This window comes from Sphingomonas sp. (assembly GCF_036388215.1).
Lineage (GTDB): Bacteria > Pseudomonadota > Alphaproteobacteria > Sphingomonadales > Sphingomonadaceae > Sphingomonas.
Map to the genome: position 1 here is coordinate 1 of NZ_DASVSH010000023.1, position 24,780 is coordinate 24,780.

Genomic DNA, 24,780 nt, shown 5'->3' on the forward strand with positions numbered 1-24,780 from the left:
GGATGAAGCGATAATCGCCATAGCGCTCGAGCTTGCGGCCGTGACCCGAATCGATCAGCCCGTAGTCGGCCCAAGGCTCGCCGGTGAGCGTGACCAGCTTCACGGCCGCGGATGCGCGCGCTCGGCGATATAGGCGGTGACCGCGTCGAATGTCGCGGGCAGCACGTCATAGCGTTCCTGCCGGTCGAACAGGTCGCCGACCCGTGCGGGAACCTGCGCGCGGGTGCCGGTCGCCCGCTCGACTGCATCGGCGAACTTCGCCGGATGCGCGGTCGCCAGCGTCACGATCGGCACGTCCGCCGACAGATCGGCGCGGCGCGCGGCGGCCAGGCCGATCGCGCTGTGCGGGTCGATCACCTGCCCCGCTTCGGAAGAGGCCCAGCGCATCGCTTCGTTCATCTGGCCCGGCTCGATGCGGTCGCTGCTGAAGAGCGCCGCCGCGCCTTGTTGCTGCGCGTTGGTCAGCCGCATCGTCCTGGAGGATTCAAATCCCGCCATCTGGCCTGCGACACTGGCGCCGGCGAAATCGAAAAGCAGCCGCTCGAAATTCGAGCTCACCTGGATATCCATGGAGGGCGCGGCGGTGGGCGTGACTGTCCCCGCCGAATAATCCCCGCTGGAAAGCGCGCGATGCAGGATGTCGTTGACGTTGGTCGCGACGATCAGCCTGACGACCGGCAGCCCCATCTTCGCCGCGACATAGCCCGCGAAGACATCGCCGAAATTCCCGGTCGGGACGGAAAACGCCACTTGCCGCTCGGGTGCGCCCAGCCGAACGGCGGCGTAGAAATAATAGACCACCTGCGCCATCAACCGCGCCCAGTTGATCGAATTGACCGCGGTCACTTGGAAGCGCGCGGCAAAGTCCGCATGATTGAACATCGCCTTCACCAGCGCCTGGGCGTCGTCGAAGCTGCCCTGAATCGCGATGTTATGGACGTTTGGCGCAAGCACCGTGGTCATCTGGCGGCGCTGGACGTCCGACACGCGCCCCTTGGGGTGGAGCATGAAGACCTGGATGCCATGCCGCCCCGCAACCGCGTCGATCGCGGCGCTGCCGGTGTCGCCCGATGTGGCGCCGACGATGGTCAGGTTCTCGCCAGTGCCGCTCAGGAACTTCTCGAACAGCAGGCCGAGCAATTGCAGCGCCACATCCTTGAAGGCGAGCGTCGGGCCGTGGAACAATTCGAGCAGGAAGTGCCGGTGATCCAGCTGGACCAGGGGCGTCACGGCGGCATGGCTGAAGCGGCCATATGCCTGGGTGCACAGCTCGCGCAGCTCGGCCTCGCTCAGATCCTCGCCGACGAACGGCAGCATCACGCGCACCGCGGTCTCGACATAGGAAAGGCCCTTCAGCCCAGCGATCTGCCCAGGCGTGAAACGCGGCCACGCCTCGGGCACATAGAGCCCGCCATCGCTGGCCAGCCCCGCAAGGGTCACTTCGCGAAAGCCGAGTTGCGGCGCGGTGCCTCTGGTGCTGTGGTAGCGCATGGCTTGCGGTTAGCGGGCGATGCGGGGGGTAGCAAGAAAGCCGAACTTTAGGCGGCCTTCTTCTCCCGCCATCTGAGCGCCAGCACATAGATCACTCCCGCGACGAGCGCGAACAGGAACCACTGCACGCCATAGGCCAGGTGATTGTTCGGCACGCTCGACAGATCAGGCTTGGCGTTCACGGTGAGCCCTGCCGCGGGCGTCTCGGCTACGAGCATCAGGCGCTTGGGGGTCTTGTCGAAAAGTGAGGCGAGCATCGATCTGCCGTCAGGCGCATGGCTGATCCGCCCGCGCACCGGCCCGCCCTTCCACACCGGCTTGGCCAGGGGGTCGCGCGTCGTGCCCAGTTGAACGAGCATGCCCGGGCCCTCCAGCCCGCCGGTGCGGCATTCGACTATGAAGCGGAAGCCCGCACCGCCCGCGCCGATCAGCTGGCTCGATACCGGCTCGACGCAAACGCCGGACGCGTTGCGGAACAGTAGCGAATCGTCAGGGAATTTCGGAAAGGCGATCGCGGGCTTGGCCGGATTGGCGGCAAGTTGGGCGAGTTGCGCCTCTTTCTGCGGCAGCCGGACCGTTAGCTGCCAGAAGCCGAGCCCGATCATCGCAGCGATGGCGAACCCGACGATCGCTGTGGGGATCAGCGGAAAGCGCGGCATCATTCGGGCTCCTTCAGCCGGCCTTCCTCGGCCCGGTTGCGGAACTCGAGCGCGAGCAGCAGTCCCTTTGCGAACCGGAGCAGCAGGACGGTCAGCGCGAGCGTGAGGGGCGCCCAGAGCAAGGCGTGGACCCATAGCCCGGGGGCGAAGGCGAATTCCACCCAGATCGCGAGGATGGTGATCAGCGTGCCTATCCCCAGCGTCAGGAACACCACCGGTCCGTCGCCGACATTGAACTTGGAGAAGTCGAGCCCGCACGCGCCGCATTTGTCGGCGAAGCGCAAATAGCTGACAAACAATGTCCTGGCGCCGCAGCGCGGGCAGCTTCCCTTGAGCCCCGAATCGATAGGGGGAGGCGGTGCTTCACCGCCTCCCCCCGATATCTGGCCCGGCTCGTCGGGCACTTATCCGTGCACCGCAGCGCCCCAGCCGCCCCACACATAGATCGACGCGAACAGGAACAGCCACACCACATCGACGAAGTGCCAATACCAGGCCGCGGCTTCGAAACCGAAATGCTGCCGGGGGGTGAAGTGCCCCTTATAGGCGCGCACAAGGCACACGATCAGGAAGATCGTGCCGACCAGCACGTGAAAGCCGTGGAAGCCGGTCGCCATGAAGAAGGCGCCGCCATAGCTCGATCCATGCTCGCTCGCGGCCTTGAAGGGGAAAGGCGCCTCGGCATATTCGTAAGCCTGAATCGACGTGAACAGGATGCCGAGCAGGATCGTCAGCCACAGTCCCTTCTTCACGCCGTCATTCTCGCCGACGCCGATCAGGCCCCACAGGCCCTTCATCGCTCCGCCCCGCTGGCCGTGGATCAGCGCATGATGCGCCCAGGTGACCGTGGTGCCCGAGCAGAGCAGGATCAGCGTGTTGAGCAGCGGCAGCTTCCACGCGTCGAGCACATGCATGCCCTTCGGAGGCCAGGTGCCGCCCACGGCGTCCACCGCCGAGGGGAAAAGCGCGAAATCGAACCACGCCCAGAACCAGCCGACGAAGAACATGACTTCGGAAGCGATGAACAGGATCATGCCATAGCGCAAATGGAGCTGCACGACGGGCGTATGATCGCCCTGGTGCGCTTCCTGGATCACCTGAGCCCACCAGCCGAAGAAGGTGATGGCGACCGCAGCGACGCCCGCGAAGAATACCAGCGTGGCCGCGGGCATCGAATGCATCCACATGATCCCGCCGGCCGCAAGGATCAGCGCCGACATCGCGCCGAACAGCGGCCAGGCGCTGGGCGGCAGGATGTGATAATCGTGGTTCTTGGCTCCGGCCATCGGACGTTCCCTGTTCTCGTTCGCGGCTTGCTCTAGCTCGCGGTTTTCGCGGAATCCACAGGATAAAATGTATAGGACAAGGTGATTTCCTGAACGTCCTTTGTGTCCGGGTCGTTCAGAATTGCCGGATCGACATAGAAGATCACCGGCATCCGCATCGTCTGGCCCGCATCGAGCGTCTGCTGGGTGAAGCAGAAGCACTGGATCTTGGTGAAATATTTGCCTGCGGTCGTGGGCGTCACGTTGAACGTGGCAGTGCCGGTGACGGGCTTGTTCGAAGTGTTGGTGGCCGTGAAGAACGCCATGTCGCGCCCTCCCACGTCGATCGTGTCGGCGCGGCGCTCGGGCTCGAACTTCCAAGGCAGCCCCTTTGCGGTGTTGCTGTCGAACGCCACCGTGATCTTCTGTCCCGTCGTACCGGGCGCGCGGGTGCCGCGCTGGGTGGTTCCGTTCAGCCCGGTAACGTCGCAGAACATCTTGTAGAGCGGCACCGCGGCGAACCCCAGCCCGCCCATCGAGCAGACGCCGATTCCGGCCAGGATCGCAGTGCGCAGATTGCGGCTGATCACCCCGGATGCCCCAGCTTGATCTTCACGATCGAAATCGCGAACACCAGGATCACGAACGCGCCGAGCAGCAACGCCATCAACCGCGCACGCGATTTCTGGCGCGAACGGATCAGTTCCTGGTCCGAGGGCTGGGCCTCGGGAGCGCGGATCAAGTCGTCGGTCATGCGAACCACCTGTCGGCGACCAATGCGCCGAAAACGAGGAAGAGATAGAGAATCGAATATTTGAACAGCCGTCGTTCGGGGATCATCGGGTCGTTTGGCTCCGAACGTCGCAGGGCGACTTGCACCGCGAAGGCGAGGAACAGGGCCGAGAGCGCCGCCGCGGTAATTCCATAGATCTGCCCTGCCAGCCCCATCGGCCAGGGGATGATGGCGGCAAGGACCATCGGGATCGTGTAAAGCCCGATCTGCGTCCGCGTCGTGCGCTCGCCCGACACCACCGGCAGCATCGGCACGCCGGCATTGGCGTAGTCCGTCTTCACGAACAGGGCGAGCGCCCAGAAATGCGGCGGCGTCCACAAGAAGATCAGCGCGAATAGCAGCAGCGGAAGCAGCGTCACGTCGCTCGTCGCCGCAGCCCAGCCGATCATCGGCGGGAATGCGCCCGCAGCCCCCCCGATCACGATATTCTGCGGGGTTCGGCGCTTGAGCCAGATGGTATAGACGAAGACGTAGAAGAGGATCGAGGCGGCGAGGATCAGTGTCGCCGCCACGTTGATCGCGAAATACATCAGGACGAGGCTGAACCCAGCCAGGCCGACGCCGAAATGCAGCGCCGATTGGCGGTCCATCCGCCCCGAGGGAAGCGGCCGCCCGGCGGTACGCTTCATCTTCGCGTCGATATCGCTCTCATACCATTGGTTGAGCGCCCCGGCCGCGCCCGCGCCCAAGGCGATGCAGAGGATCGCCGTGAAGCCGAGCACCGGGTGGATCGGCACGGGCGCCGCGAGCATGCCGCACAGCCCGGTGAAGACGACCAGGCTCATCACGCGCGGCTTCGTCAGCGCTAGGAAATCGCGCCAATCGGCTGGAAGGGAGGTCGGGGATGCGGTGGCGGTGGACATGGTTGTGCGCGCTATAGGAGTGTGCGGCGCGAGGGGAAAGGGCCCGCGCGGGCAATCAGCGCGTCGCGCCGTTCTGCGCCGGGGGCGGCTCGTTCACTCCGCTGCGGGTCTCGCCGGTCGCATATTCCACCTGATGCTTGGTAAAGAGGAAAAAGCCCGAGCCGAACAGCGGCAGCAAGGTGAGGATCGCCCAGCCCAGCGTTGCTCCGCGCGTGGTGAGCACCCCGCGCCGGCGCAGCACCATGCCCAGGACGAAAAGCACCAATGTGAGGGCGACGAGCGCCAGCACTATGCCCATTCCCGTGTTCGCGGTTCCCTGACCCATCGCATCGACCCTGTTTGAATCCGAGGTTGCAACGCCCCGTTTCCGGCGTGGTTGCAAAGCCGGCCCATAAAGCAAAGCGCCCCGGAGTTTCCCCCGGAGCGCTCGATGCGTTCGGATGGCAGGTCCTAGTGGTCCGAGCCGCCGTCGATCACCGGGAGCGTCTCGAACTGGTGGAACGGCGGCGGGCTGGACAGCGTCCATTCCAGCGTCGTCGCGCCTTCGCCCCAGGGATTGCCTTCCGCCTTGCGGCCGGAGAGCATCGACCAGATCAGGTTCACGAAGAACAATGCCATGCCCAGCGCCATGATCAGATAGCCCGTGCTCGAAACCTGGTTCCAGAAGGCATAGGCGTCGGGATAATCCGGGATGCGGCGCGGCATGCCGTTGAGGCCCAGGAAGTGCTGCGGGAAGAACATCACGTTCACGCCCACGAAAAACACCCAGAAGTGAAGCTGGCCGAGCAGCTCGTTATACATCCGGCCGCTCATCTTCGGGAACCAGTAATAGAAGCCCGCGAACAGCCCGAACACCGCGCCGAGCGAGAGCACGTAGTGGAAGTGCGCCACCACATAATAGGTGTCGTGCATGTAATCATCGACGCCGCCATTAGCGAGCACCACGCCGGTCACCCCGCCCACGGTGAACATGAAGATGAAACCCAGCGCCCAGAGCATCGGCGTCTTGAAGCTGAGCGACCCGCCCCACATCGTCGCGACCCACGAGAAGATCTTCACGCCGGTAGGCACTGCGATCACCATCGTTGCCGCCGTGAAATACATCTTGACCGAAACGCTCATGCCCGTGGTGAACATGTGGTGCGCCCAGACGATGAAGCCCACCACGCCGATCGCCACCATGGCATAGGCCATGCCGAGATAGCCGAAGACGGGCTTGCGGCTGAAGGTCGCGACGATCTGACTGACCATGCCGAAGCCCGGCAGGATCATGATGTACACTTCGGGATGGCCGAAGAACCAGAACAGGTGCTGGTAGAGCACCGGATCGCCGCCATATTGCGGATCGTAGAATGCGGTGCCGAAATTGCGGTCGGTCAGCAGCATCGTGATCGCCGCGGCGAGCACCGGCAGCGCCAGCAGCAGCAGGAAGGCCGTGATCAGCACCGACCATACGAATAGCGGCATCTTGTGGAGGGTCATGCCCGGCGCGCGCATGTTGAAGATGGTGGTGATGAAGTTGATCGCGCCCAGGATCGAGCTGGCGCCGGCCAAGTGGAGCGAGAGGATCGCCATGTCCACGCTCGGCCCTGGCTCGCCATAGGTCGATAGCGGCGCATAGACCGTCCAGCCCGTGCCCGCGCCGCCGCCGACAAAGGGAGAGGCGAGCAGCAGGAGGAAGGCGGGGATCAGCAGCCAGAAGGAGATATTGTTCATGCGCGGGAACGCCATGTCGGGCGCTCCGATCATGATCGGCACGAACCAGTTGCCGAAGCCGCCGATCATCGCCGGCATGACCATGAAGAACACCATGATCAGGCCGTGCGCGGTGATCAGCACGTTCCAGAAGTGCAGTGCTTGATCCAGGCTCTGATGCTCGCCCCCGTGGAGCATGCCCGCCCAGGTCCCCAGATACTGGATGCCCGGCGTGGCGAGCTCGGCGCGCATCAGCCCCGAGATTCCGCCGCCGATGATCCCCGCGACGATCGCGAAGATAAGATAGAGCGTGCCGATATCCTTGTGGTTCGTCGACATGAACCAGCGGGCGAAGAAGCCCGGCTTGTGATCGGCGTCATGATGCCCATCGTGATTGGCATGGGCGTCGTGCGCATGATCATGGCCGTGTGCGGTGGCGGTATCGGTCATCTTAATTGCCCGTCTGTCCGAGGCCCGGGGCATTCTGCGTCGCGGGCTTGTTGGTGACTGCCGGTGCGGCAGTGGCGTTCACGAGTGGGCCCTGATCGGTCACGTTGGTCGCGACATCGGCTTCATTGCCCAGCGATTCGACTGCGCCGGTGGTCTTGGGAGCTTCGGCCGCGGGCATCTTGCCGCCCTTCGAGGCGACCCACTGCGCGAACACTTCGGGCGAAACCGCCTCGACTGCGATCGGCATATAGGCGTGGCGCGCGCCGCAAAGCTCCGAGCACTGGCCGAAATAGAGGCCCGGCTTCTCGATCGTGAAGCTGGTCTCGTTGATCCGGCCCGGCACGGCGTCGAGCTTGATCCAGAAAGCCGGGATGCCCCAGCTGTGGATCACGTCCTGCGCCGTGGTGAGCAGGCGGATCGGTACGCCTACGGGCAGCACGACGCGCGTGTCGGTCGCCAGCAGGCGGGGACCGTCGGCGTCCGTGCGATAGCGCGTGCCGGCGGGAACCTCGCCTTGCTCCTTGAGCATGTTGGCGGTCAGCTGGATGCCGCCATGGTCGGGATATTCGTAGCTCCAGAACCATTGGTTGCCGATCGCCTTCAATGTCACGGCTTCCTTGGGCGCGGGCTTGAACTGCGCGGCAAGCAGCTTGATCGAGGGAATGGCGATCGCGACCAGGATCAGGACCGGGAGCAGCGTCCAGACGATTTCGATCATCGTGTTGTGGCTGGTCTTCGACGGCACCGGATTGGCGCTGCGGCGAAAGCGGATGACCACATAGATCAGCAGGGCGAGAACGAAGATCGAAATGAGGGTGATCAGCGGCATCAGGATCGTGTTGTGAAACCATTTGGCGTTCTGGCCATTGGGCGTCACTTGCTCCTGCAAGCCGTAAGCCGCGTCCGCCGGCTGCCCCATATCGGGCACGGCGACGGTCTTGGGCTTGCCCGCGGCGTCGAGCGTCGGATCGGCAACCGCCGGCGCGGCGGCGTTATCGGCCACGGGAGCGGCGTCATTGCCCGGCGCTGCGACCGCCGCGGCGGGAGCCGCGGGCGCAGCGGCGGGCTCCTGTGCGGAGGCAGGAGCGGCGAAGGCCAGCCCCGCCGCCAGGAGAATCGAAGTCAACCCAAGCATGCGCATCGTCTATATTCACCCTGTTCGCGAGCAGCGCCGAGGAGAGGCGGGAAACCGCCCCGTGTGACATGGGCCTATACGCCGCGTGGCCCCATTCTCAACCCTTTTTGCATGGCCGTTGCGGCGGGTCTGTCGGGCTCCTAAAGGTTGCCGCCTTTACACGGCCAAGGAAGCGACATTGAACGGCGATGCGATTCTTGACGAGTTCCGCGATGCGGGGGCGCTGCTCGAAGGGCATTTCATCCTCTCCTCGGGGCTTCGCTCGCCGGTGTTCCTTCAGAAGATGCGGATATTCGAGGATCCGGCCCGCGCCGAACGCGTGTGCGCGGCGCTGGGCAAGCTGATCCGGGAGTCGTTCGGGCCGGTCGATCTGGTCGTCTCGCCCGCGATCGGCGGGATCATCCCCGGATATGAAACCGCGCGTGCGCTTGGCTGCAAGGCGCTGTTCGTCGAGCGCGAGGAAGGCGAGTTCCAGCTCCGCCGAGGCTTCGAGATTCCAGCGCGCGCGCGGATCGTGATGGTCGAGGACATCGTCACCACAGGCTTGTCGTCGCGCGAATGCATCGCCGCGATCCGCAAGCATCCGGGCGAATTGCTGGGCGCCGCATGCATCGTCGATCGCTCGAACGGCGCGGCTGACGTGGGCGTCCCCCTCGTCTCGCTGCTCCAGCTCGACGTGCCCGCTTACCCCGCCGACCAGCTTCCGCCGGAGCTCGCCGCGATCCCGGCCGTCAAGCCGGGAAGCCGGGTGGCGGCGTGAGCGAGCTTCGCCCCGCCGCCGAAGGGCGGCTTCGACTGGGCGTGAACATCGATCACGTCGCGACGGTTCGCAACGCGCGTGGATCGGGCTATCCCGATCCGGTGCGCGCGGCTTTGCTGGCGGTCGAGGCCGGGGCGGACGGCATCACCGCGCACCTGCGCGAGGACCGCCGCCACATCACGGACGACGACATCGCCCGGCTCGTGGCCGAGCTGACCGTGCCGCTCAATCTTGAAATGGCCGCGACCGACGAGATGCTGGCGATCGCGCTGCGCCATCGCCCCCATGCCGTGTGCATCGTCCCTGAAAAGCGCGAGGAGCGCACCACCGAGGGCGGGCTGGACGCCGCGGGCCAGCACGACCATCTGGCCCCGATGGTCGCCCGGTTGCTCGATGCCGGCTGCCGCGTCTCGCTGTTCATCGAGCCCGACTCGCGCCAGATCGACGCCGCGCTCCGCCTTTGCGCGCCCGTCGTCGAACTCCACACCGGCCGCTATTGCGAGCTTCCCGAAGACGCGCGCGCCGAGGAACTCAAGCGTATCGCCGACGCCGCCGCGCTCGCCGCCAAGGCCGGGCTGGAGCCGCATGCCGGCCACGGCCTGACTTTCGGCAATGTCGTTCCCGTCGCCGCGATCCCGCAAGTGACGGAGCTCAATATCGGGCATTTCCTGATCGGCGAGGCGATCTTCGATGGCCTGGGCCCGGTGGTGCGGCGAATGCGCGAGCTGATGGACGAAGCGCGGTGAGCAAGAAGAAGACCCTCATCCTCCCACCGCTTCGCGGCGGGCCCCTCCTTCTCCCGCGAAGGCGGGAGAGGGCTCTTAAAGCCCTCTCCCGCCTTCGCGGGAGAGGGTTGGGTGAGGGTCTTCTTCTTCAATGATCATCGGCACGGGCTCGGACCTCTGCAACATCGAGCGCATCCAGGCGTCGCTGGATCGATTCGGGACACGCTTCGAGCAGCGCGCCTTTACCGAAATCGAGATCGCCAAGGCGGGCCGCCGCCCGCTCACCCGCGCCGGCACCCTGGCGAAGCGCTTCGCCGCCAAGGAGGCCTTCTCGAAAGCAGTGGGCACCGGCTTCAAGCGCGGCGTGTTCATGAAGGATATCGGCGTGGTCAATTCCCCTTCGGGCGCGCCCGCGCTGGCTTTGACGGGCGGGGCCAGGGCCAGGCTTGACGCGTTAATTCCCGAAGGCCACGTCGCTAAGGTGCATTTAACCCTGACCGACGATCATCCCTGGGCTTTCGCCATGGTGATCATCGAAGCGGTGAGAGAAGAGTGATGGTCGCGGAAGGGTATGCGTTGAACGAGGATTATGTCGACGAGGACGCCAAGCCGCGCACCGATTGGTGGGCGGAGCTGCGCGGGGTCTTCTGGCTCGTTGCCGCCGTGCTCGGCTTCCACAGCCTGGTCGCCAAGCCCTTCTACATCCCCAGCGAATCGATGATGCCCGGGCTGCTGGTCGGCGATCGGCTGGTCGTCACCAAATATCCCTATGGCTATTCGTTCGTCACCCCGACCTTCCATCTGCTGCCGTTCATGCCGGGCCGGTTGGTTGGGCGCCTGCCCGTGCGGGGCGATGTCGTGATCGTCACGCCGCCGGGGACCGACACCGATTATATCAAGCGCGTGATCGGCGTGCCCGGGGATCGCATCGCGGTGCGCGGCGGCGTGGTCTATCTGAACGGCGTGGCGATCCCACGCGAGGCAAAGGGCATGCGCGACATCCCGGTGGACGCGAACACCAAATGCGAGTCCGCCCAATATCGCGGCGGCATGGTGCGCCATGGCGACGGCAGGCTCTTCTGCCGCCTGCCGATCTATCGCGAGACGCTGCCCAACGGCCGCTCATACGAGACGATCGACAGGGGCGTGGGCGCCAGCCCCGGCGACAATTATCCCGAGACCCGAGTGCCACGCGACCATGTGTTCCTGATGGGTGACAATCGAGACAATTCGGCGGACAGCCGCTATCCGCTCGCCAATCAGGGCCTGGGCGGTCCAGTGCCCTGGGAAAATATCGGCGGGCGCGCCGAATTCATCACCTTCAGCCTGGACGGCAGCGCGACCTGGAACCCGACCACGTGGGGGAATTCGTTCCGCCCGGGCCGCGCCGGCATGTCGCTGCATCCGCAGGAGGGCGTAAAATGAGCGATCCGATTCCCCCCGGAAGCGTCGATATCGTCCAGGAGCCTGGTCCCAACGAGATGCGCGATCCGCTGATGCGCGCCGAGCTCAAGCGCGCCTCGGTCTGGTTCGGGCTGGCGATCGCGGTCGCCCTGATCGTGCTGCTGATCCAGCCGCTGCTGATCATTTTCGGCGGGCTGGTCTTCGCGTCGATGCTGGATGGCGGAGCGCGGCTGCTTGGCCGCGTCGTGCGCATCCCGCGTGGTTTCCGCCTGCTGATCGTGGTGCTGCTGGTGATCGCGTTCATTGCCGGGGTCTTCTATCTCACTGGCGTGCAGATCGCGCAGCAGGCCGAGCAGCTGCGCGTCACGCTTGCCGTGCAGGCCAATCGCGTGGTCGAATGGCTCACGTCGCTGGGGGTGATGCCCGGCCGCGCCGATATCACCGGAATCCTGCAACAGGCCATGGGCTCGGTCGGGCGGCTCACCTCGGCGGTGGGCTCGGTGCTCGGCGCGGGCGCGAGCCTGTTGATGGTGATGACGATCGGCCTGTTCGTGGCGATGGAGCCGCGGCTCTATGAGCGCGGGCTGCAATGGATGGTGCCGATCGAGCAGCGCGACCAATTTTCGGTCACGATCGCGCGGATGGCGCGAACGATGCGCGTGCTGCTGGCGGGCCGGCTGGCGGGCATGGTGTTCGAAGGGGCGCTCACCTGGATCCTGCTGTCGATAGCCGGCGTGCCGATGGCGCTCTTGCTCGGCATCATCACCGGCATCCTCGCCTTCATCCCCAATATCGGCGCTTTCATTTCGGGCGTGCTGATGGTCGCGGCCGGGTTCAGCGCCGGGCCGGATCAGGGTTTCTGGGCGATCGTCATCTATTTCGCGGTGCAGACCTTCGATGGCTATGTGCTGATCCCGTTGGTGGCGAAGCGCACCGTCGATCTGCCGCCCGCACTCACGCTTTCGGCGCAGATTCTGGCGAGCACCTTGTTCGGCGTGCTGGGCCTGGCGCTCGCCGATCCGATGGTGGCGATGATCAAGGTCGCGCTGGAAAGCGAAGCCGAGCGGGGCGCGCGGGCAAGCACGGGCAGGCGCCCGCGCTGGCGGCGGATGGGCGCCGGGGAACCGACTCCGCAGGAACCCTGACCGTGCTGCTTTATGATTATTTCCGCTCCTCCGCCGCTTACCGGGTGCGGATCGCGCTCAATCTGAAGGGCGTGGCCTATGAACGCCGCGAAGTGATGCTGCTCGAAAACCAGCAGCGCAGCCCCGAGCATCTCGCGCGCAACCAACAAGGCCTGGTCCCCGCTCTCGAAGCCGATGGCGTGGTGCTTACCCAGAGCCTGGCGATCATCGACTGGCTCGATGCGCAGTATCCGGAGCCGCGGTTGATCCCCGCCGACCCCCACGCGCGTGCCCAAGCGCTGGCCCAGGCTCTGGTGGTCGGCATGGACGTCCACCCGCTCAACAATCTGCGCGTGATGCGGCGGCTCAAGGACATGGGCGTCGAGGAAGAGGCGCGGAACGACTGGACGCGGCACTGGATCGCCGAAGGATTCGCCGCGCTCGAGGCAATGGCGGGAGAGGGCCCCTTTCTCGGCGGAGAGGCGCCTGGCATCGCCGATCTCTTCCTCGTGCCCCAGATGTTCAACGCGCGCCGCTTCGATACCCCGCTGGAGGCATATCCGAAGCTGGTCGCAATGGATGCGGCTGCCACTGCGCTCCCGGCCTTCGCCAGCGCGCATCCGGATCGGGTCGCGCCGCAATGAGGTTTGCCGCATTGGCGGGGGGACTGCTGGTCGCCGCGCCCGCTTTGGCTCAGGAAGCGGCGCGCGACCCCAGCGAGATTGTCGTGACCGGCCAGGGCCTGGCCTCGCCGCCCGGCGACGCGGCCTATGCCGTGGTCACCATCCCCCGCGAACGGCTGGTCGGCACCGCGAGCGGAAGGCTGGAGGACGCATTGCGCGATGCCGCCGGGAGCGCACAGTTTCGGCGCTCCGATTCGCGCTCGGCGCATCCCACCAGCCAAGGGGTCACGCTGCGCGGGCTCGGCGGCAACGCCTCCAGCCGCGCGCTGCTGTTGCTTGATGGCGTGCCCCAGGCCGATCCGTTCGGCGGCTGGGTGGCGTTCCCGGCCTATCTTCCGGAGCGTCTGGCCTCGGCCCGAGTGACGCGCGGTGGGGGAAGCGGCTATGCCGGTCCCGGTGCGTTGGCCGGCACGATCGAATTGGCGAGCGGCTCGCCCGGAGAACTTGGCCGCTTCCACGCCGGCGTCGCCTATGGCAGCCGCAACAGCCTCGATGCGCGCGCAGTCGCCGCCGCCGAACTCGGCGGCGGTTTCGTCACCCTTGCTGGGCAATATGCGCGAGGCGACGGCTTCATCCCCATCGTCGCGGAGGATCGCGGCCCCGCCGATCGCGCCGCGCCCTATGAACAGGCAAGTATCGCGCTGCGCGGCGTGGTCGATCTCGGCGGCACGGAGCTCCAGGCCAATCTCTCGGGCTTCACCGACGCACGGGACCGGGGCATCGCCTTCACGCGCGTGAAGAGCGAAGGCGCCGATGCCAGCATCCGCCTGGTCCATCGCGGGCGTTGGGGCTGGTCGGCGCTCGCCTATCTCCAGACCCGCGGTTTCGCCAGCGGGTTCGCCAGCATCAACGATGCGCGCAGCATAGTGGCCGCGACCCTTGACCAGTATAATGTGCCCGCGACCGGAATTGGCGGCCGCTTCGAAGTGGAGCCCCCGATCGGCGGCGGAGTGACGCTGCGGCTGGGGGGAGAAGTCCGCCGGGTTTCGGGCCGCACGCAGGAGCTGTTCACTTATGTGGCCGGCGCCCCGACGCGTAGCCGCGTCGCGGGCGGCGAGAGCGCGACGCTCGGGGCATTCGCCGACGCCAGCTACGAATCCGGATCCTTCACCCTCAGCGCCGGCGGCCGGCTCGATCATTGGAGCATCGCCAATGGCTCGCTGATCGAGCGCTCGCTTGCCGGCGGCGCGGCGCTTACCGATCTCGTCTTCGCCGATCGCCGCGGCTGGGAGGCCACCGGCCGGCTCGGAGGCGCTTATGATCTGGGCGGCATCACGCTGCGCACCGCCGCTTATCGCGGCTGGCGACTGCCTACGCTCAATGAGCTTTACCGCCCCTTCCGCGTCGGTGCGGACGCCACCGCCGCCAATGCCGCGCTCGATCCGGAGCGCTTGACCGGAGTGGAAGCGGGGATCGACTGGCGGCCGCTGCCCGCGCTTTCGCTGCGCACTACGCTCTATTGGAACCGCCTGACCGGGGCGATCGCCAATGTCAGCATCGCCAATGGTCCGGGCACTTTCCCCGGCGTCGGCTTCGTCTCGGCGGCGGGCCTCTATCGCCGGCGGCAGAACCTTCCCGAGCTGGAGGCACGCGGCGTCGAGTTCGACGCGCGCTACTCGGCGGGCAGGTTCGGCGCCTTTGCGTCCTATGCCTTTGTCGATTCGCGGATCGGCGCACTCCGCCCCGCCCAGACCGCGCGGCATCATGCCAGCGCGACGCTCGCCTGGGGCGATCTGTCCGCCACCGCGCGCTATGCCGGCCCGCAATATGAGGACGACCAGAATCTGCGCCGCCTCAAGGGCGCCCTGACGCTGGACGCCGCCGCCGCGTTACCGCTCACTCGCAGCCTCGCGATCGAAGCGCGGGCCGAGAATCTTGCGGACGCGCGCGTAGAAGCCGGGATCAGCGGCCCGGGCGTGATCGAACGCACCTCTCCGCGCACCTTATGGCTGGGACTTCGTCTGCGCGTGCACTAGCGAATCGAACAAGGCGAGATATTCCCCGATCGGATCGCCTCCCGCGATCACCGGCGCGGGACGCGCGCGTCCCGGCGCGAGCCAATGGTCGAGCGCGGCGACAAGCGCATCGCCATCCTCTCGCCCCACCACGCTGCCGAGATCGGGCGAGGCCAGGATTTCGCGCACCGCCACGCTCGATTCGGTCGATACCACCGGCGTCCCCACCAAAAGCGCCTCGCGCAACACGCCCGGCACGCCTTCATAGTCCGACGTCAACACTGCGACTGCCGCGCCTCTCAAGGCTGGGAGGGGGTCGCCCGCATGCCCCGGCATCGAGACGCGGTCGCCCAGCCCCATCGCGGCGACTTGCGCCTCCAGCGACGGGCGCGCCGCGCCTTCGCCCAGGATCAGCAGCTTGATCCGCTGGTCGGCAAGTCGGGGTAGCGCCGCGAGCAGCCGGTCCCAGCGCTTCTGCGGCTCCAGCCGCCCCACGCCGATGATGTAGAGCCCCTCGGGCACCGCCACCGGCGTCGCGTCCGCACGCGCCGTCGCGGGAGGATTGGCGATCACGCTTACCCGGTGTGCCGGTATCCGCATCTCGGCGACTGCCTCCGCGGCCATTGCCGGGGTCATCGCCACCACGTGATCCAGAAAGAGCGGGTGCAGCCGCAGCCAGCGCCGATAGCCCCAGGCGGTAACCGGCCCCTGCTCGGGGCGGACGAGCGCATTGGAGACTTTCGCCACGATCGGGGGGGCGTCCGCGCCCAGCCGCAGCCGGGCCAGCGCCGCGATTCCGGAATAATGATTGCCTGGGCAGAAGATCAGATCGGGCCCCATCTCGCCCACGTGGGGGGCCAGTGAAAACAGCGCGCTGTGCCTGCCGTCTCCAAGCTCGTGAAGCTCGATCCCCGCAGGAATTTCGCTCGCCAGCGGGCCTTCGCGGCTGCCCAGCACCAGCGTCACGCGCCGCCCCGCCTTGATCCACCCATCGGCCATGCGCAGCATCGCGCGCTCGACGCCTCCGCCCTGCAGCCGCTGGGCGAAGGTCAGGATGTGCTGTGCCTTTTGGGAATAGGTGCGGTGCAACATGATCTCTTGCGAATTGCCACCTCAGCGCCCAAATCGCCCCCGTAATAAACCGCAATTCGCTGTCAGTCAGCCGGTTCCGCGTGGCGTTCGGCTATTTCCGGTGTGAGGCGACGGGTGGAAACAAAACCAAATTCGTTCGTCGTGCGAAATGCGGAAACAAGCAATCGTGAATGAAGCAGGTCTGGAGGCTTCGGTGAACACAGGCGTTGTCGAAGCTCCGCTTGCCGCGGTGCCCGACCTTGCGGGGCTCGAGCCCGTCGAAAAGATAAAGCGCCGCTGGCCGATGCTGCTTGGGGGCGGCCTGACGCTGCTCATGATCCTGAGCCTGGGCCGCGAGCTGTTTGGCTCGGGGCTGGCGGGACTCACGCGCAATTTGCCGCAGAATCCGCTCTTCTATCTGGTTTTCCTGCTTTATTATATCGGCCCGCCGACCTTCGATTACGTGATTTTCCGGCGGCTGTGGCGCATCCCGCTCGACGGGATGGCCGCGCTCTACAAGAAGCGCATCTCTAACGAGGTGTTGCTCGGCTATTCGGGCGAAGCTTATTTCTACGCCTGGGCGCGCCAGCGCACGCAAATGGTCGCGGCGCCGTTCGGCGCGGTCAAGGATGTGATGATCCTGTCGGCCATTGCGGGCAATGCCGTCACGCTCGCGGTGATGGCGGTCGCGCTGCCTTTGTGCATCAATCTGCTCACGCCCACCTACCAAGGCTATGCGCTTGGCTCGCTCGCGATCATCATCGCATCCTCGCTGCCCTTCCTGATCTTTTCGAAGCGCGTTTTCTCACTGCCCCGGCGCGACCTGACCTGGGTGTTCGGCGTGCATTGCCTGCGCGTCGTGGCCGGCTCGATCCTGATCGGATTCGCCTGGCATCTCGCAATGCCCGGCGTGCCGATCGGCATATGGCTGCTGATGGCGGCGGGGCGGCTGCTCGTCTGGCGCCTGCCGCTGGTTCCCAACAAGGAGCTGGCCTTCTCATTCATCGCGGGCCTGGTGATCGGCGAGGGACAAGCCCTGTCGGAACTGACCGCGGTCATCGCGGCGCTGACCCTGTTGCTCCATGTCGCCCTCATCGGCGGGTTCAGCATCCACGCGCTCGCAGCGAAGCTCAGGTCATGATCCGCGCGACTCCGCTCGCGCTACTCGCCAGTGCCGCGCTGGCCGATCCGGCGCATGCCCAGCTCGATCCGGTGGAGGGCAGTTGCTCGCTCGTCTCGGGGCCCATGGTCCGCGTCAATGTCGCTGGACTGTCGGACCGGACGGGGCGGCTGAAGGTCGAAATCTATCCGCCTACCGAAGCCGATTTCCTGCGCGACGATACCGGGCTGAAGCGCGACCGGCGCCCGTTTCGCCGGGTCTGGATGAACATTCCAGCTTCGGGTCCCGTGGCGGTGTGCATCCGCGCGCCCCATGCCGGGCAATGGGCAGTGTTGCTGACGCATGACCGCGACGGCAAGAACAAGTTCAATTTCTGGCAGGACGGCGCCGGCTTCCCCAGCAACCAGCGGCTCGGCCGCAACCGCCCCAGCGTCCGCCAGGCATTGCTGAACGTGCCCGCCCAAGGGGGCCAGATCACCGTCCGCCTCCAATATCTCCGCGGCCTTGGCGGCTTCGGCCCGATGGACGATTGAGGCGGCCATGCGCATCGTCGACGTCAACGAATATTACTCGCCCACCGGCGGCGGCGTCCGCACTTATCTGGATCGCAAGATGGGGATCATGGCCGATATGGGCCATGAGCTGATCGTCATTGCCCCTTCGCTGACCAATGGGATCGAGGAGCGCCCAGGCGGCGGCAAGATCTATTGGGTCAAGAGCCCGCCGCTGGTATTCGATCGCAATTATTGCATCTTCGTCGAGGATCAGCCCGTCTGGGACCTGCTCGATCAGCTCCAGCCCGATGTGGTCGAATGCTGCTCGCCCTGGCTGCCCGCCTGGACCGTCGCCAATTGGAAGGGGGATGCCGTGAAGGTGTTCTTCGCGCATGGCGACAATGTCGGCGCTTATCCGCAGCGCTGGCTCGATGCGATCGCCACGCCGCGCCAGGTCGAGCGGGCGTTCGACTGGTATTCGCGCTACATGAACCGCTTCCTCGACCATTACGACGCGCATGTCACCAATGGCCCCGCGCTCGCCAAGCGCTTTCGCCGCCGCGGGCAGCATGTCGATGCCTCGATGCCGCTCGGGATCGAGCGCCAATGGTTCTCGCCCGATCAGCGCGACGAGAAATTGCGCGTGGCCCTGCTCGAACAGCTTGGCCTCCCGCCCGAGGGGCATTTGCTGCTCGGCCTTGGGCGGCACCATAAGGAGAAGCGCTGGCCGCTGGTGATCGACGCGGTCGCCGCGGCGGGCACGGACCTGCCGGTGGGGCTGGTCCTGATCGGCGACGGCCCCCAGCGCCGCCATCTCGAGGATCGGATCGCCGGCTCGCCGCACATCAAGATATTCCGTCCCGTCTATGATCGCGTCCGCTTCACGCGGATCATGGCGAGCTGCGACGCGCTGATCCACGGCTCGGATGCGGAGCCGTTCGGCCTGGTCGCATCGGAAGCGCTCGCTTCGGGCCTGCCGCTGATTGGGCCCGACGAGGGCGGCTTTGCCGAGATCGCCGATCCGCTTTTCGCCGAGACCTATGCCGCGCGCGACGCGCAGTCCGCCGCGCAGGCGATCCGCCGCCTGTTCGCGCGCGACCAGCCGATCCTGCGCGCCGCCGCGCGCGTGGCGGCGGGCAAGGTGCGCAGCGACGAGGATCACGCCGCCGAGCTGATGGCCTATTATGCCGGCCTGGTCGAAGCCAAGCGTGGCGGCGCGAGGGCCCGCGCCATGGGCAGTTCATAGACCTGGATCATCAGGGCGCCGAGCGGCCAGCGTCCCTTCAGCCGATAACCCAGCTCCGCCATGTGCCGCATCGCACGCTGGCGCACCGCCAGCCGCTCGCCATGATATTCGGGCCGCATCACGACGATCTCGGGCTTCTTGGCGAAGACGCGGTCCAGTTCGGCAAGCTGATCGACGCCAAGCGCGCCATTCTCGCGCTCGCGCGACAAATGGCTGGGGAATATCCACGGCGTGACCGCGCAGCGCCCGGTGTAGCTGTAGAGGATGGGATCGCCCGAATGGACGAACATGCAGCCCGCGCCCTTGCCGATTCCGGCGGCGAGCGCTTCGAGCTGCGTGGCATTGCCGCGGCGCAATTTGGCGTCCCACGCGGCAAGCGTGCCCCCGATCAGCGCCGTGAGGATCATCGCGGGGCCAAGCAGGCGGCGGCCGAAGTCCGTGCTCCCGACATAGCCGGCGCAGCACAGGCTGGATGGCACCATCACCGGCAGCGCATAATGATTGAACCAGGATCCGAAGACGATCAGCCCGGTCACCGATGCGATCAGCCAGCCGAACAGCAGATGCCGCACATGCGGCTCGTTATCGTCGTTCGCTGGAATGTGGCGCGACAGCCCGGAGACGATCAAGGGAATTGCGAGGATCGCCGCGATCTTGAGCAACGAGCGCACCTGCACCCAGAAGGGATCGCCCTGTCGATCGAAGATCGAGCCGAAATTGGCATAGAACCAGGCATCGCCATGCCCGATCGCCACATAAGCGAGCCAGGCCGCGATCGTCGGCAGCCAGGCGAGCAGGCCGTAGACGAGCGCGCGCGCGAGGATTTTCGCCACCGGCGTCTTGAGCCGCCACTCGTGCCAGATCAGCCAGACGCCCAGGAACCCGCCCTCGAACAGCACCGAATATTTTATCTGGAGCGCGATCCCGATCAGCAGCATCGCGGCGCAGGCCCGCAGGATTCGGCGCCGGTCGTCGCTCGCCTCGCGCATTCGCGGCAGGACAAGCGCCACTGCGCCGATCACCAGCAGATTGTAGAATATCGGCGCTTGCCCGCCCTGGCCGTCCACGAAGCCGATCACGAAGATGTAGATCAGGCTTACCGTCAGCGCGCCCCGGCCCCAGCCCGCGCGCTCCGCCAGCCGCCCGATCAGCAAGGCGGTGCCGACGACGCAAGCCAGCGCCATCGCCTGATAGGCCCATATTCCCGCGGGCACGCCGAAAGCCGCGGCGGGCACATAGAGGAGGAACAGCCCAATGGGCTTGCGGTCCCAGATATCCACGAAGGGTATCGCCCCGTTCAGCATCCCCTGCGCCGTGACGAAATAGAATTCCTCGTCGATATGGACCACTGGATTACCGAACGTGAATGCGCGCACTGCGATCGCCGCGGCGAGCAGCAATATCCAGCGCGGGAGCGATTCGAGCCGTGCGAGCAAATTGTGGCCGGCGCTCGGGGTCATGGTGGCGTAAAGATTCATCGCCACATGAAATCTGGCGGGGGGCGGAAGCGCATCGAGGGAAATGGCCTTGTTGCGGGCAGTGGGCCAACCCCTTAGCGATGGCGCAACGCGCTGTCACGAAGCGCAAGGGAGAGGCAATGCCATGACAATCCGGATCGACCGCCGCTCGCTTCTGCTCACCGGCACGCTGGGCCTCGGCGCGTTCGCCATTCCCGGATTCGCCTGGGGGCAGGGGTTCGGAACCGGCTTCACGCATTCGGTCGCGAGCGGCGAGCCGGGCCCGGACACGATGCTCTTGTGGACGCGCTATGTGCCGGCGAATGCCGGCGCGGCGCGCGTGCGGGCGGAAATTTCGGAGACGGGTGATTTCGCGCGGATCGCCGGCGGCGGCGAGATGATGACCGGGCCGTGGCGCGATCATACTGCCAAGATCACCGTTCAGGGGCTCAGGCCCGGCACCCGCTATTTCTATCGCTTCATCGGCCCGGATGGCAGCATGTCGCCGGTGGGGCGGACCGGGACATTGCCGGTCGGAAATGCCCGCCGTTTCGGGATCGCGGTCTTTTCATGCACCAACATGCCCTTCGGTTATTTCAATGCCTACGCCCATGCGGCGGTCCGCGACGATGTGGATCTCGCGGTGCATCTGGGCGACTATCTCTACGAATATCCGAAGGGTGCCTATTCTCCCGAACGGGGGGCGATCGACGGCCGCGTGCCGCTGCCCGAGGGCGAAATCATCGCGCTCGCGGACTATCGACTCCGCTATGCCAGCTATCGCGCCGACCCGGACCTTCAGGCGCTCCACGCGCTGAAGCCGATGCTCGTCCAGCAGGACGATCACGAAAGCGCCAACAACAGCTGGGAAGGCGGCGCGCAGAACCACCAGGCGAACGAAGGCGAGTGGAATGCCCGCCGCGCCGCCGCGATGCAGGCCTGGCGCGAATGGATGCCGGTGTCGGAAGCTCCCTGGGGCAGCTACGATATCGGCGGGCTCGCGACGCTGTTCCGCACCGATTCGCGGACGATCGCGCGCAGCGCGGGTCCTGACATCGCACCGTTGCTCAAGCAGGCGGATCCCGTGCAGGCGCTGACCGCGTTTCGCGACGGCGCATGGCATGACAAGGCCGCGACGATGCTGGGCACCGAGCAGGAGGCGTGGCTGGCGCGCGCGATGGCGCGCTCGGTGCGTTCGGGGGCGAAGTGGCAAGTGGTCGGCTTCGGCACGATCATGGGCCGCAATCGCGTGCCCCTGCAGGCGGCGGAGTGGCTCAGGCCCAATGCCCCGCAGCGCGTGAAGGACTATGTCCAGACCGGCGTGGCCGCCAGCAGGCTCGGCCTCCCCGCGGATCTGGACAATTGGGGCGGCTATCCCGAGGCCCGCGCGCGATTCCTAAGGTCGGCCCAGGGCATTGGCGCGAACCTGATCGTGATATGCGGCGACAGCCACAATGCTTGGGCGTTCGATCTGGCTGAAGATGGCAGGCCCGCCGGCGTGGAATTCGCGGGGCACAGCGTCACCTCGCCCGGCTATGAAAGCATGGCCGCAGCCGATCCCAAGGTCATTGCGCGCGGGCTGGTGGAAGCCAATCCCGAGCTCAAATGGTGCGACACCAGCCGGCGGGGCTATATGGCGGTGACGCTCACGCCCGAGCGGGCGTCAAATGAATGGGTATTCGTCGATACGATCACCGAGCGTTCGGCCAGAGCGAGCGTGGGCCATTCGGCGGTGGTCCAGCGCGGGCGGAACCGGATGAGCTAATCTAAAAAGCCCTCCCCTTCCCGGAAGGGCTAAAGCGCCTCAATCCAGGCTCTTTGTAGCCTGTTCGAACATGTCCTTGCTGAGCCCGGGCGTAGCGACGATGCGCTCGAGTTCGGCCTTCATCTTTGCGGCCCGTGCCGCATCGAAACGCTTCCAGCGCCCAAGCGGCGGCACCAGCTTCGCCGCGGTTTGCGGGTTGAGCTTGTCGAGCGCGATCAATTGGTCCGCGACGAAGCGATAGCCGCGGCCTGACGCCTCATGGAACGCGCGCTGGTTGACGCTGAACGCCCCTACCAGCGCCCGCGCGCGATTGGGATTGGCAAGCGAAAAGTCACGGTGCAGGGCCAGCGCCTCGACCGCCTCGGCCGCATCGTCGCGTGAGGACAGGGCCTGGGTCTGAAACCATTTGTCGAGCACCAGCGCATTGCCCGCATAGCGGCGATAGAAAGCAGTGAGCGCGGCCCCGCGCCTGTCAGAATGGCCGTTGACCAGGGTCGCCAGCGCGGCCTGGCGGTCGGTCATGTTGTCGGCGCTTTCGAATTGGCTGAAGGCGAGCTCGGCGGCGTCCTTGGCGCCCGATGCCGCGATATAGCCGAGCGCCACGTTCTTCAGCCGGCGCGCGCCCTTGGCGGTCGGCGAATATTCGAAGCGGCCTGTCTGCGCGCTTTCATATGCCGCGCGCCATTCCTTCTCCAGCGCCTTGCCCAGATCGGCGCGGAGGGCTTCGCGGGCATCGAAGATCGCGTCGGGATCGACCATCGCCATCTGGTCGCCGATAAAGCTGTCGGATGGCAGGAGCACGGCTTCGGCGATAAAGGCGCTGTCGAGCGTGGCATCGCCCAGCGTATTCCGAACCGCGTCGATCACGGCGCGGTGATCGCCATGCCCGGTCGCGACCGACGCCACCAGCGTATCGAGCATCAGCTGCTGCATCGCCTCGTAACGGGCAAAGGGATCGTCGTCATGCGCCGAGAGGAAAGCCAGGTCGGCCGCGCTGCGATTGGTTTCGATCACCGCCGGCGCGGTGAAGCCGCGATTGATCGAAAGCACCGGCTTTTCGGGCAGATTTTCAAAGACCAGTTCTTGCTCGGGCGTGCTCAGCAGCACCAGTTGCTCGTCGCACAGCGCCCGCCCGGTGATCGCGCCGAACAGCCGGAGCTTGAGCGGCAGCACCATCGGCTGCTTGACTAGCTGGCCCGGGGTCGGCGGCACGCTTTGGGATAGCTTGAGCCGCGCCCGCCCGCCTTCCTGCGCCAGGCTGGCGGTAACGCGCGGCGTCCCCGCCTGGCTGTACCATAGCCGGAACTGGGTGAGGTCGATGCCGCCCGCTTCCTCCATGCACGCCACGAAATCCTCGCAGGTCGCGGCGGTCCCGTCGAAGCGGTCGAAATAGAGATCGGTGCCGCTGCGGAATTTCTGTGGCCCCAGGATCGTCGCCATCATCCGGATGACTTCGGCGCCCTTGTTGTAGATCGTCGAGGTGTAGAAATTCGAGATCTCGATATATTCGTCGGGGCGCACCGGATGCGCGAGCGGTCCTGAATCCTCGGGGAACTGGCTGGCGCGAAGCCCCCGCACATCCTCGATCCGCTTGACCGCCTTGGATCCCTGATCGCCCGAAAAGCCCTGGTCGCGAAAGACCGTGAAGCCCTCTTTCAACGAAAGCTGAAACCAGTCGCGGCAGGTGACGCGATTGCCGGACCAGTTATGGAAATATTCATGCGCGACTACGGCGGCGATCGCGTCGTAATCATAATCGGTCGCGGTGTCCGGATCTGCCAATATGTAGCGGCTGTTGAAGACGTTGAGGCCCTTATTCTCCATCGCGCCGAAATTGAAATCATCGACCGCGACGATGTTGAACACGTCGAGATCATATTCGCGGCCATAGACCTTCTCGTCCCATGCCATCGATGTCTGGAGGGCGGCCAGCGCATGATCGGTCTTGGCGAGATCGGGCTCTCGCACCCAGATGCCCAGTTCGACCGCGCGGCCCGACATGGTGGTGAAAGTCGCCCGATTGGCGACGAGATCGCCGGCTACGATCGCGAACAGATAGCTGGGCTTGGGGAAGGGGTCGTGCCACTCGGCCCAATGCCTGCCGCCCTCGCCATCGCCCTGCTCGATCGGATCGCCGTTCGCGAGCAGCACCGGGAAGCGCGCCTTGTCCGCGCTCATCCTGACGCGATATTTCGAAAGCACGTCGGGGCGGTCCGGGAAGAAAGTGATCCGGCGAAAGCCCTCTGCCTCGCACTGGGTGCAGAGCATTCCGCTCGAGGCATAGAGCCCCTGCAATTGGGTGTTGCGCTCCGGCGCTATGACCACCTCGGTCTCGATCGTGTGCGCGCTGCCCGAGAGCGTCACGACCAAATCCGAACCATGCATCCGCCATTCGGCCTCGGCGCCGTCGACGCGCACGGTTACGGGCTCCAGTCCGTCGCCGTTGAGCACCAGCGGCAGGTCATGCGCGCCGTTCCGTTCGACGTGCAGCGTCGCGCGGACCCGCGTGCTCGCCGGATCGAGATCGAAATCGAGCGCGATCTCGGGCACGCGCCAATCGGGCGCGCGATAGTCCTCACGACGCGTGACGTGGGGAATCCGGGTTGCGGTGCGAACGTCGGCCAT

The 24,780-nt window shown here is 66.0% G+C and carries 24 protein-coding genes and 1 pseudogene; 11 read left to right on the plus strand and 14 right to left on the minus strand.

Going from position 1 to position 24,780, the window contains the following annotated elements:
- The 11 genes and pseudogenes from VF617_RS09180 to coxB form a co-directional block, all read right to left on the minus strand.
- Nucleotides 1–103, minus strand: a pseudogene (locus tag VF617_RS09180) (class I SAM-dependent rRNA methyltransferase); the annotation flags it as partial.
- Nucleotides 100–1,491, minus strand: a complete 1,392-nt coding sequence (gene thrC, locus VF617_RS09185) for a threonine synthase (RefSeq protein ID WP_331014579.1) — start codon at nucleotides 1,489–1,491, stop codon at nucleotides 100–102. The gene thrC and the pseudogene VF617_RS09180, both read right to left, overlap by 4 nt.
- A 47-nt stretch (nucleotides 1,492–1,538) precedes the next feature.
- Nucleotides 1,539–2,150: an SURF1 family protein gene (locus VF617_RS09190; RefSeq protein ID WP_331014580.1), complete on the minus strand. Its 612-nt coding sequence runs from the start codon at nucleotides 2,148–2,150 to the stop codon at nucleotides 1,539–1,541.
- A complete protein-coding gene (locus VF617_RS09195) occupies nucleotides 2,150–2,554 on the minus strand; it encodes a DUF983 domain-containing protein (protein ID WP_331014581.1) in 405 nt (134 codons plus the stop codon). Before VF617_RS09195 ends, VF617_RS09190 begins: the two co-directional genes overlap by 1 nt.
- Nucleotides 2,555–3,436 carry a cytochrome c oxidase subunit 3 gene (locus tag VF617_RS09200; protein WP_331014582.1) on the minus strand — a complete coding sequence of 294 codons (882 nt, stop codon included), beginning with the start codon at nucleotides 3,434–3,436 and terminating at the stop codon, nucleotides 2,555–2,557.
- A gap of 32 nt (nucleotides 3,437–3,468) precedes the next feature.
- Nucleotides 3,469–4,005 carry a cytochrome c oxidase assembly protein gene (locus VF617_RS09205; protein ID WP_331014583.1) on the minus strand — a complete coding sequence of 179 codons (537 nt, stop codon included), beginning with the start codon at nucleotides 4,003–4,005 and terminating at the stop codon, nucleotides 3,469–3,471.
- Entirely contained in the window at nucleotides 4,002–4,169 is a 168-nt protein-coding gene (locus VF617_RS09210) for a hypothetical protein (RefSeq protein ID WP_331014584.1), read from the minus strand. The genes VF617_RS09205 and VF617_RS09210 overlap by 4 nt, the downstream gene beginning before the upstream one ends.
- Nucleotides 4,166–5,071 carry a heme o synthase gene (locus tag VF617_RS09215; RefSeq protein WP_331014585.1) on the minus strand — a complete coding sequence of 302 codons (906 nt, stop codon included), beginning with the start codon at nucleotides 5,069–5,071 and terminating at the stop codon, nucleotides 4,166–4,168. Before VF617_RS09215 ends, VF617_RS09210 begins: the two co-directional genes overlap by 4 nt.
- A 55-nt stretch (nucleotides 5,072–5,126) precedes the next feature.
- Complete coding sequence (locus tag VF617_RS09220) at nucleotides 5,127–5,396, minus strand: hypothetical protein (protein WP_331014586.1); 270 nt, start codon at nucleotides 5,394–5,396, stop codon at nucleotides 5,127–5,129.
- Nucleotides 5,397–5,521: 125 nt separating this feature from the next.
- Nucleotides 5,522–7,216, minus strand: coding sequence for a cytochrome c oxidase subunit I (ctaD, locus tag VF617_RS09225; protein ID WP_331014587.1), 1,695 nt, complete (start codon nucleotides 7,214–7,216; stop codon nucleotides 5,522–5,524).
- A gap of 1 nt (nucleotide 7,217) precedes the next feature.
- Nucleotides 7,218–8,357: a cytochrome c oxidase subunit II gene (coxB, locus tag VF617_RS09230; protein ID WP_331014588.1), complete on the minus strand. Its 1,140-nt coding sequence runs from the start codon at nucleotides 8,355–8,357 to the stop codon at nucleotides 7,218–7,220.
- Between the two features lie 172 nt (nucleotides 8,358–8,529).
- Here coxB and pyrE point away from each other — a divergent pair, with 172 nt between their 5' ends.
- From pyrE to VF617_RS09265, 7 genes are all read left to right on the plus strand, one after another.
- A complete protein-coding gene (gene pyrE, locus VF617_RS09235) occupies nucleotides 8,530–9,111 on the plus strand; it encodes an orotate phosphoribosyltransferase (protein WP_331014589.1) in 582 nt (193 codons plus the stop codon).
- Nucleotides 9,108–9,857: a pyridoxine 5'-phosphate synthase gene (locus VF617_RS09240; protein ID WP_331014590.1), complete on the plus strand. Its 750-nt coding sequence runs from the start codon at nucleotides 9,108–9,110 to the stop codon at nucleotides 9,855–9,857. Before pyrE ends, VF617_RS09240 begins: the two co-directional genes overlap by 4 nt.
- A gap of 130 nt (nucleotides 9,858–9,987) precedes the next feature.
- A complete protein-coding gene (acpS, locus tag VF617_RS09245) occupies nucleotides 9,988–10,392 on the plus strand; it encodes a holo-ACP synthase (protein ID WP_331014591.1) in 405 nt (134 codons plus the stop codon).
- Nucleotides 10,392–11,261 (plus strand): signal peptidase I, encoded by an 870-nt coding sequence (lepB, locus tag VF617_RS09250; protein ID WP_331014592.1) that lies wholly within the window; start codon nucleotides 10,392–10,394, stop codon nucleotides 11,259–11,261. The genes acpS and lepB overlap by 1 nt, the downstream gene beginning before the upstream one ends.
- Nucleotides 11,258–12,385 (plus strand): AI-2E family transporter, encoded by a 1,128-nt coding sequence (locus VF617_RS09255; protein WP_331014593.1) that lies wholly within the window; start codon nucleotides 11,258–11,260, stop codon nucleotides 12,383–12,385. Before lepB ends, VF617_RS09255 begins: the two co-directional genes overlap by 4 nt.
- The gene (gene maiA / locus VF617_RS09260) at nucleotides 12,382–13,008 is read left to right on the plus strand and encodes a maleylacetoacetate isomerase (RefSeq protein WP_331014610.1); all 627 of its coding nucleotides are present in this window, start codon (nucleotides 12,382–12,384) and stop codon (nucleotides 13,006–13,008) included. Before VF617_RS09255 ends, maiA begins: the two co-directional genes overlap by 4 nt.
- Complete coding sequence (locus VF617_RS09265; RefSeq protein ID WP_331014594.1) at nucleotides 13,005–15,023, plus strand: TonB-dependent receptor plug domain-containing protein; 2,019 nt, start codon at nucleotides 13,005–13,007, stop codon at nucleotides 15,021–15,023. The genes maiA and VF617_RS09265 overlap by 4 nt, the downstream gene beginning before the upstream one ends.
- Here the strand turns inward: VF617_RS09265 and VF617_RS09270 are convergent.
- A complete protein-coding gene (locus VF617_RS09270; protein ID WP_331014595.1) occupies nucleotides 14,991–16,091 on the minus strand; it encodes a glycosyltransferase in 1,101 nt (366 codons plus the stop codon). The genes VF617_RS09265 and VF617_RS09270 overlap by 33 nt on opposite strands.
- A 196-nt stretch (nucleotides 16,092–16,287) precedes the next feature.
- Here VF617_RS09270 and VF617_RS09275 point away from each other — a divergent pair, with 196 nt between their 5' ends.
- From VF617_RS09275 to VF617_RS09285, 3 genes are read left to right on the plus strand one after another with little or no spacing between them, the layout of a single operon-like run.
- A complete protein-coding gene (locus VF617_RS09275) occupies nucleotides 16,288–17,214 on the plus strand; it encodes a hypothetical protein (protein ID WP_331014596.1) in 927 nt (308 codons plus the stop codon).
- A complete protein-coding gene (locus VF617_RS09280) occupies nucleotides 17,211–17,726 on the plus strand; it encodes a DUF2141 domain-containing protein (protein ID WP_331014597.1) in 516 nt (171 codons plus the stop codon). Before VF617_RS09275 ends, VF617_RS09280 begins: the two co-directional genes overlap by 4 nt.
- A 7-nt stretch (nucleotides 17,727–17,733) precedes the next feature.
- Entirely contained in the window at nucleotides 17,734–18,933 is a 1,200-nt protein-coding gene (locus tag VF617_RS09285; RefSeq protein WP_331014598.1) for a glycosyltransferase, read from the plus strand.
- Here the strand turns inward: VF617_RS09285 and VF617_RS09290 are convergent.
- On the minus strand, nucleotides 18,870–20,411 hold the full coding sequence (locus tag VF617_RS09290; protein WP_331014599.1) for a hypothetical protein: 1,542 nt from the start codon (nucleotides 20,409–20,411) through the stop codon (nucleotides 18,870–18,872). The two genes, VF617_RS09285 and VF617_RS09290, sit on opposite strands and share 64 nt — an antisense overlap.
- 124 nt (nucleotides 20,412–20,535) lie before the next feature.
- Between VF617_RS09290 and VF617_RS09295 the strand changes: the two genes are divergently transcribed.
- Nucleotides 20,536–22,155 carry an alkaline phosphatase D family protein gene (locus VF617_RS09295; RefSeq protein ID WP_331014600.1) on the plus strand — a complete coding sequence of 540 codons (1,620 nt, stop codon included), beginning with the start codon at nucleotides 20,536–20,538 and terminating at the stop codon, nucleotides 22,153–22,155.
- Nucleotides 22,156–22,194: 39 nt separating this feature from the next.
- Here the strand turns inward: VF617_RS09295 and pepN are convergent, their stop codons facing one another.
- Nucleotides 22,195–24,780, minus strand: a complete 2,586-nt coding sequence (gene pepN, locus VF617_RS09300) for an aminopeptidase N (protein ID WP_331014601.1) — start codon at nucleotides 24,778–24,780, stop codon at nucleotides 22,195–22,197.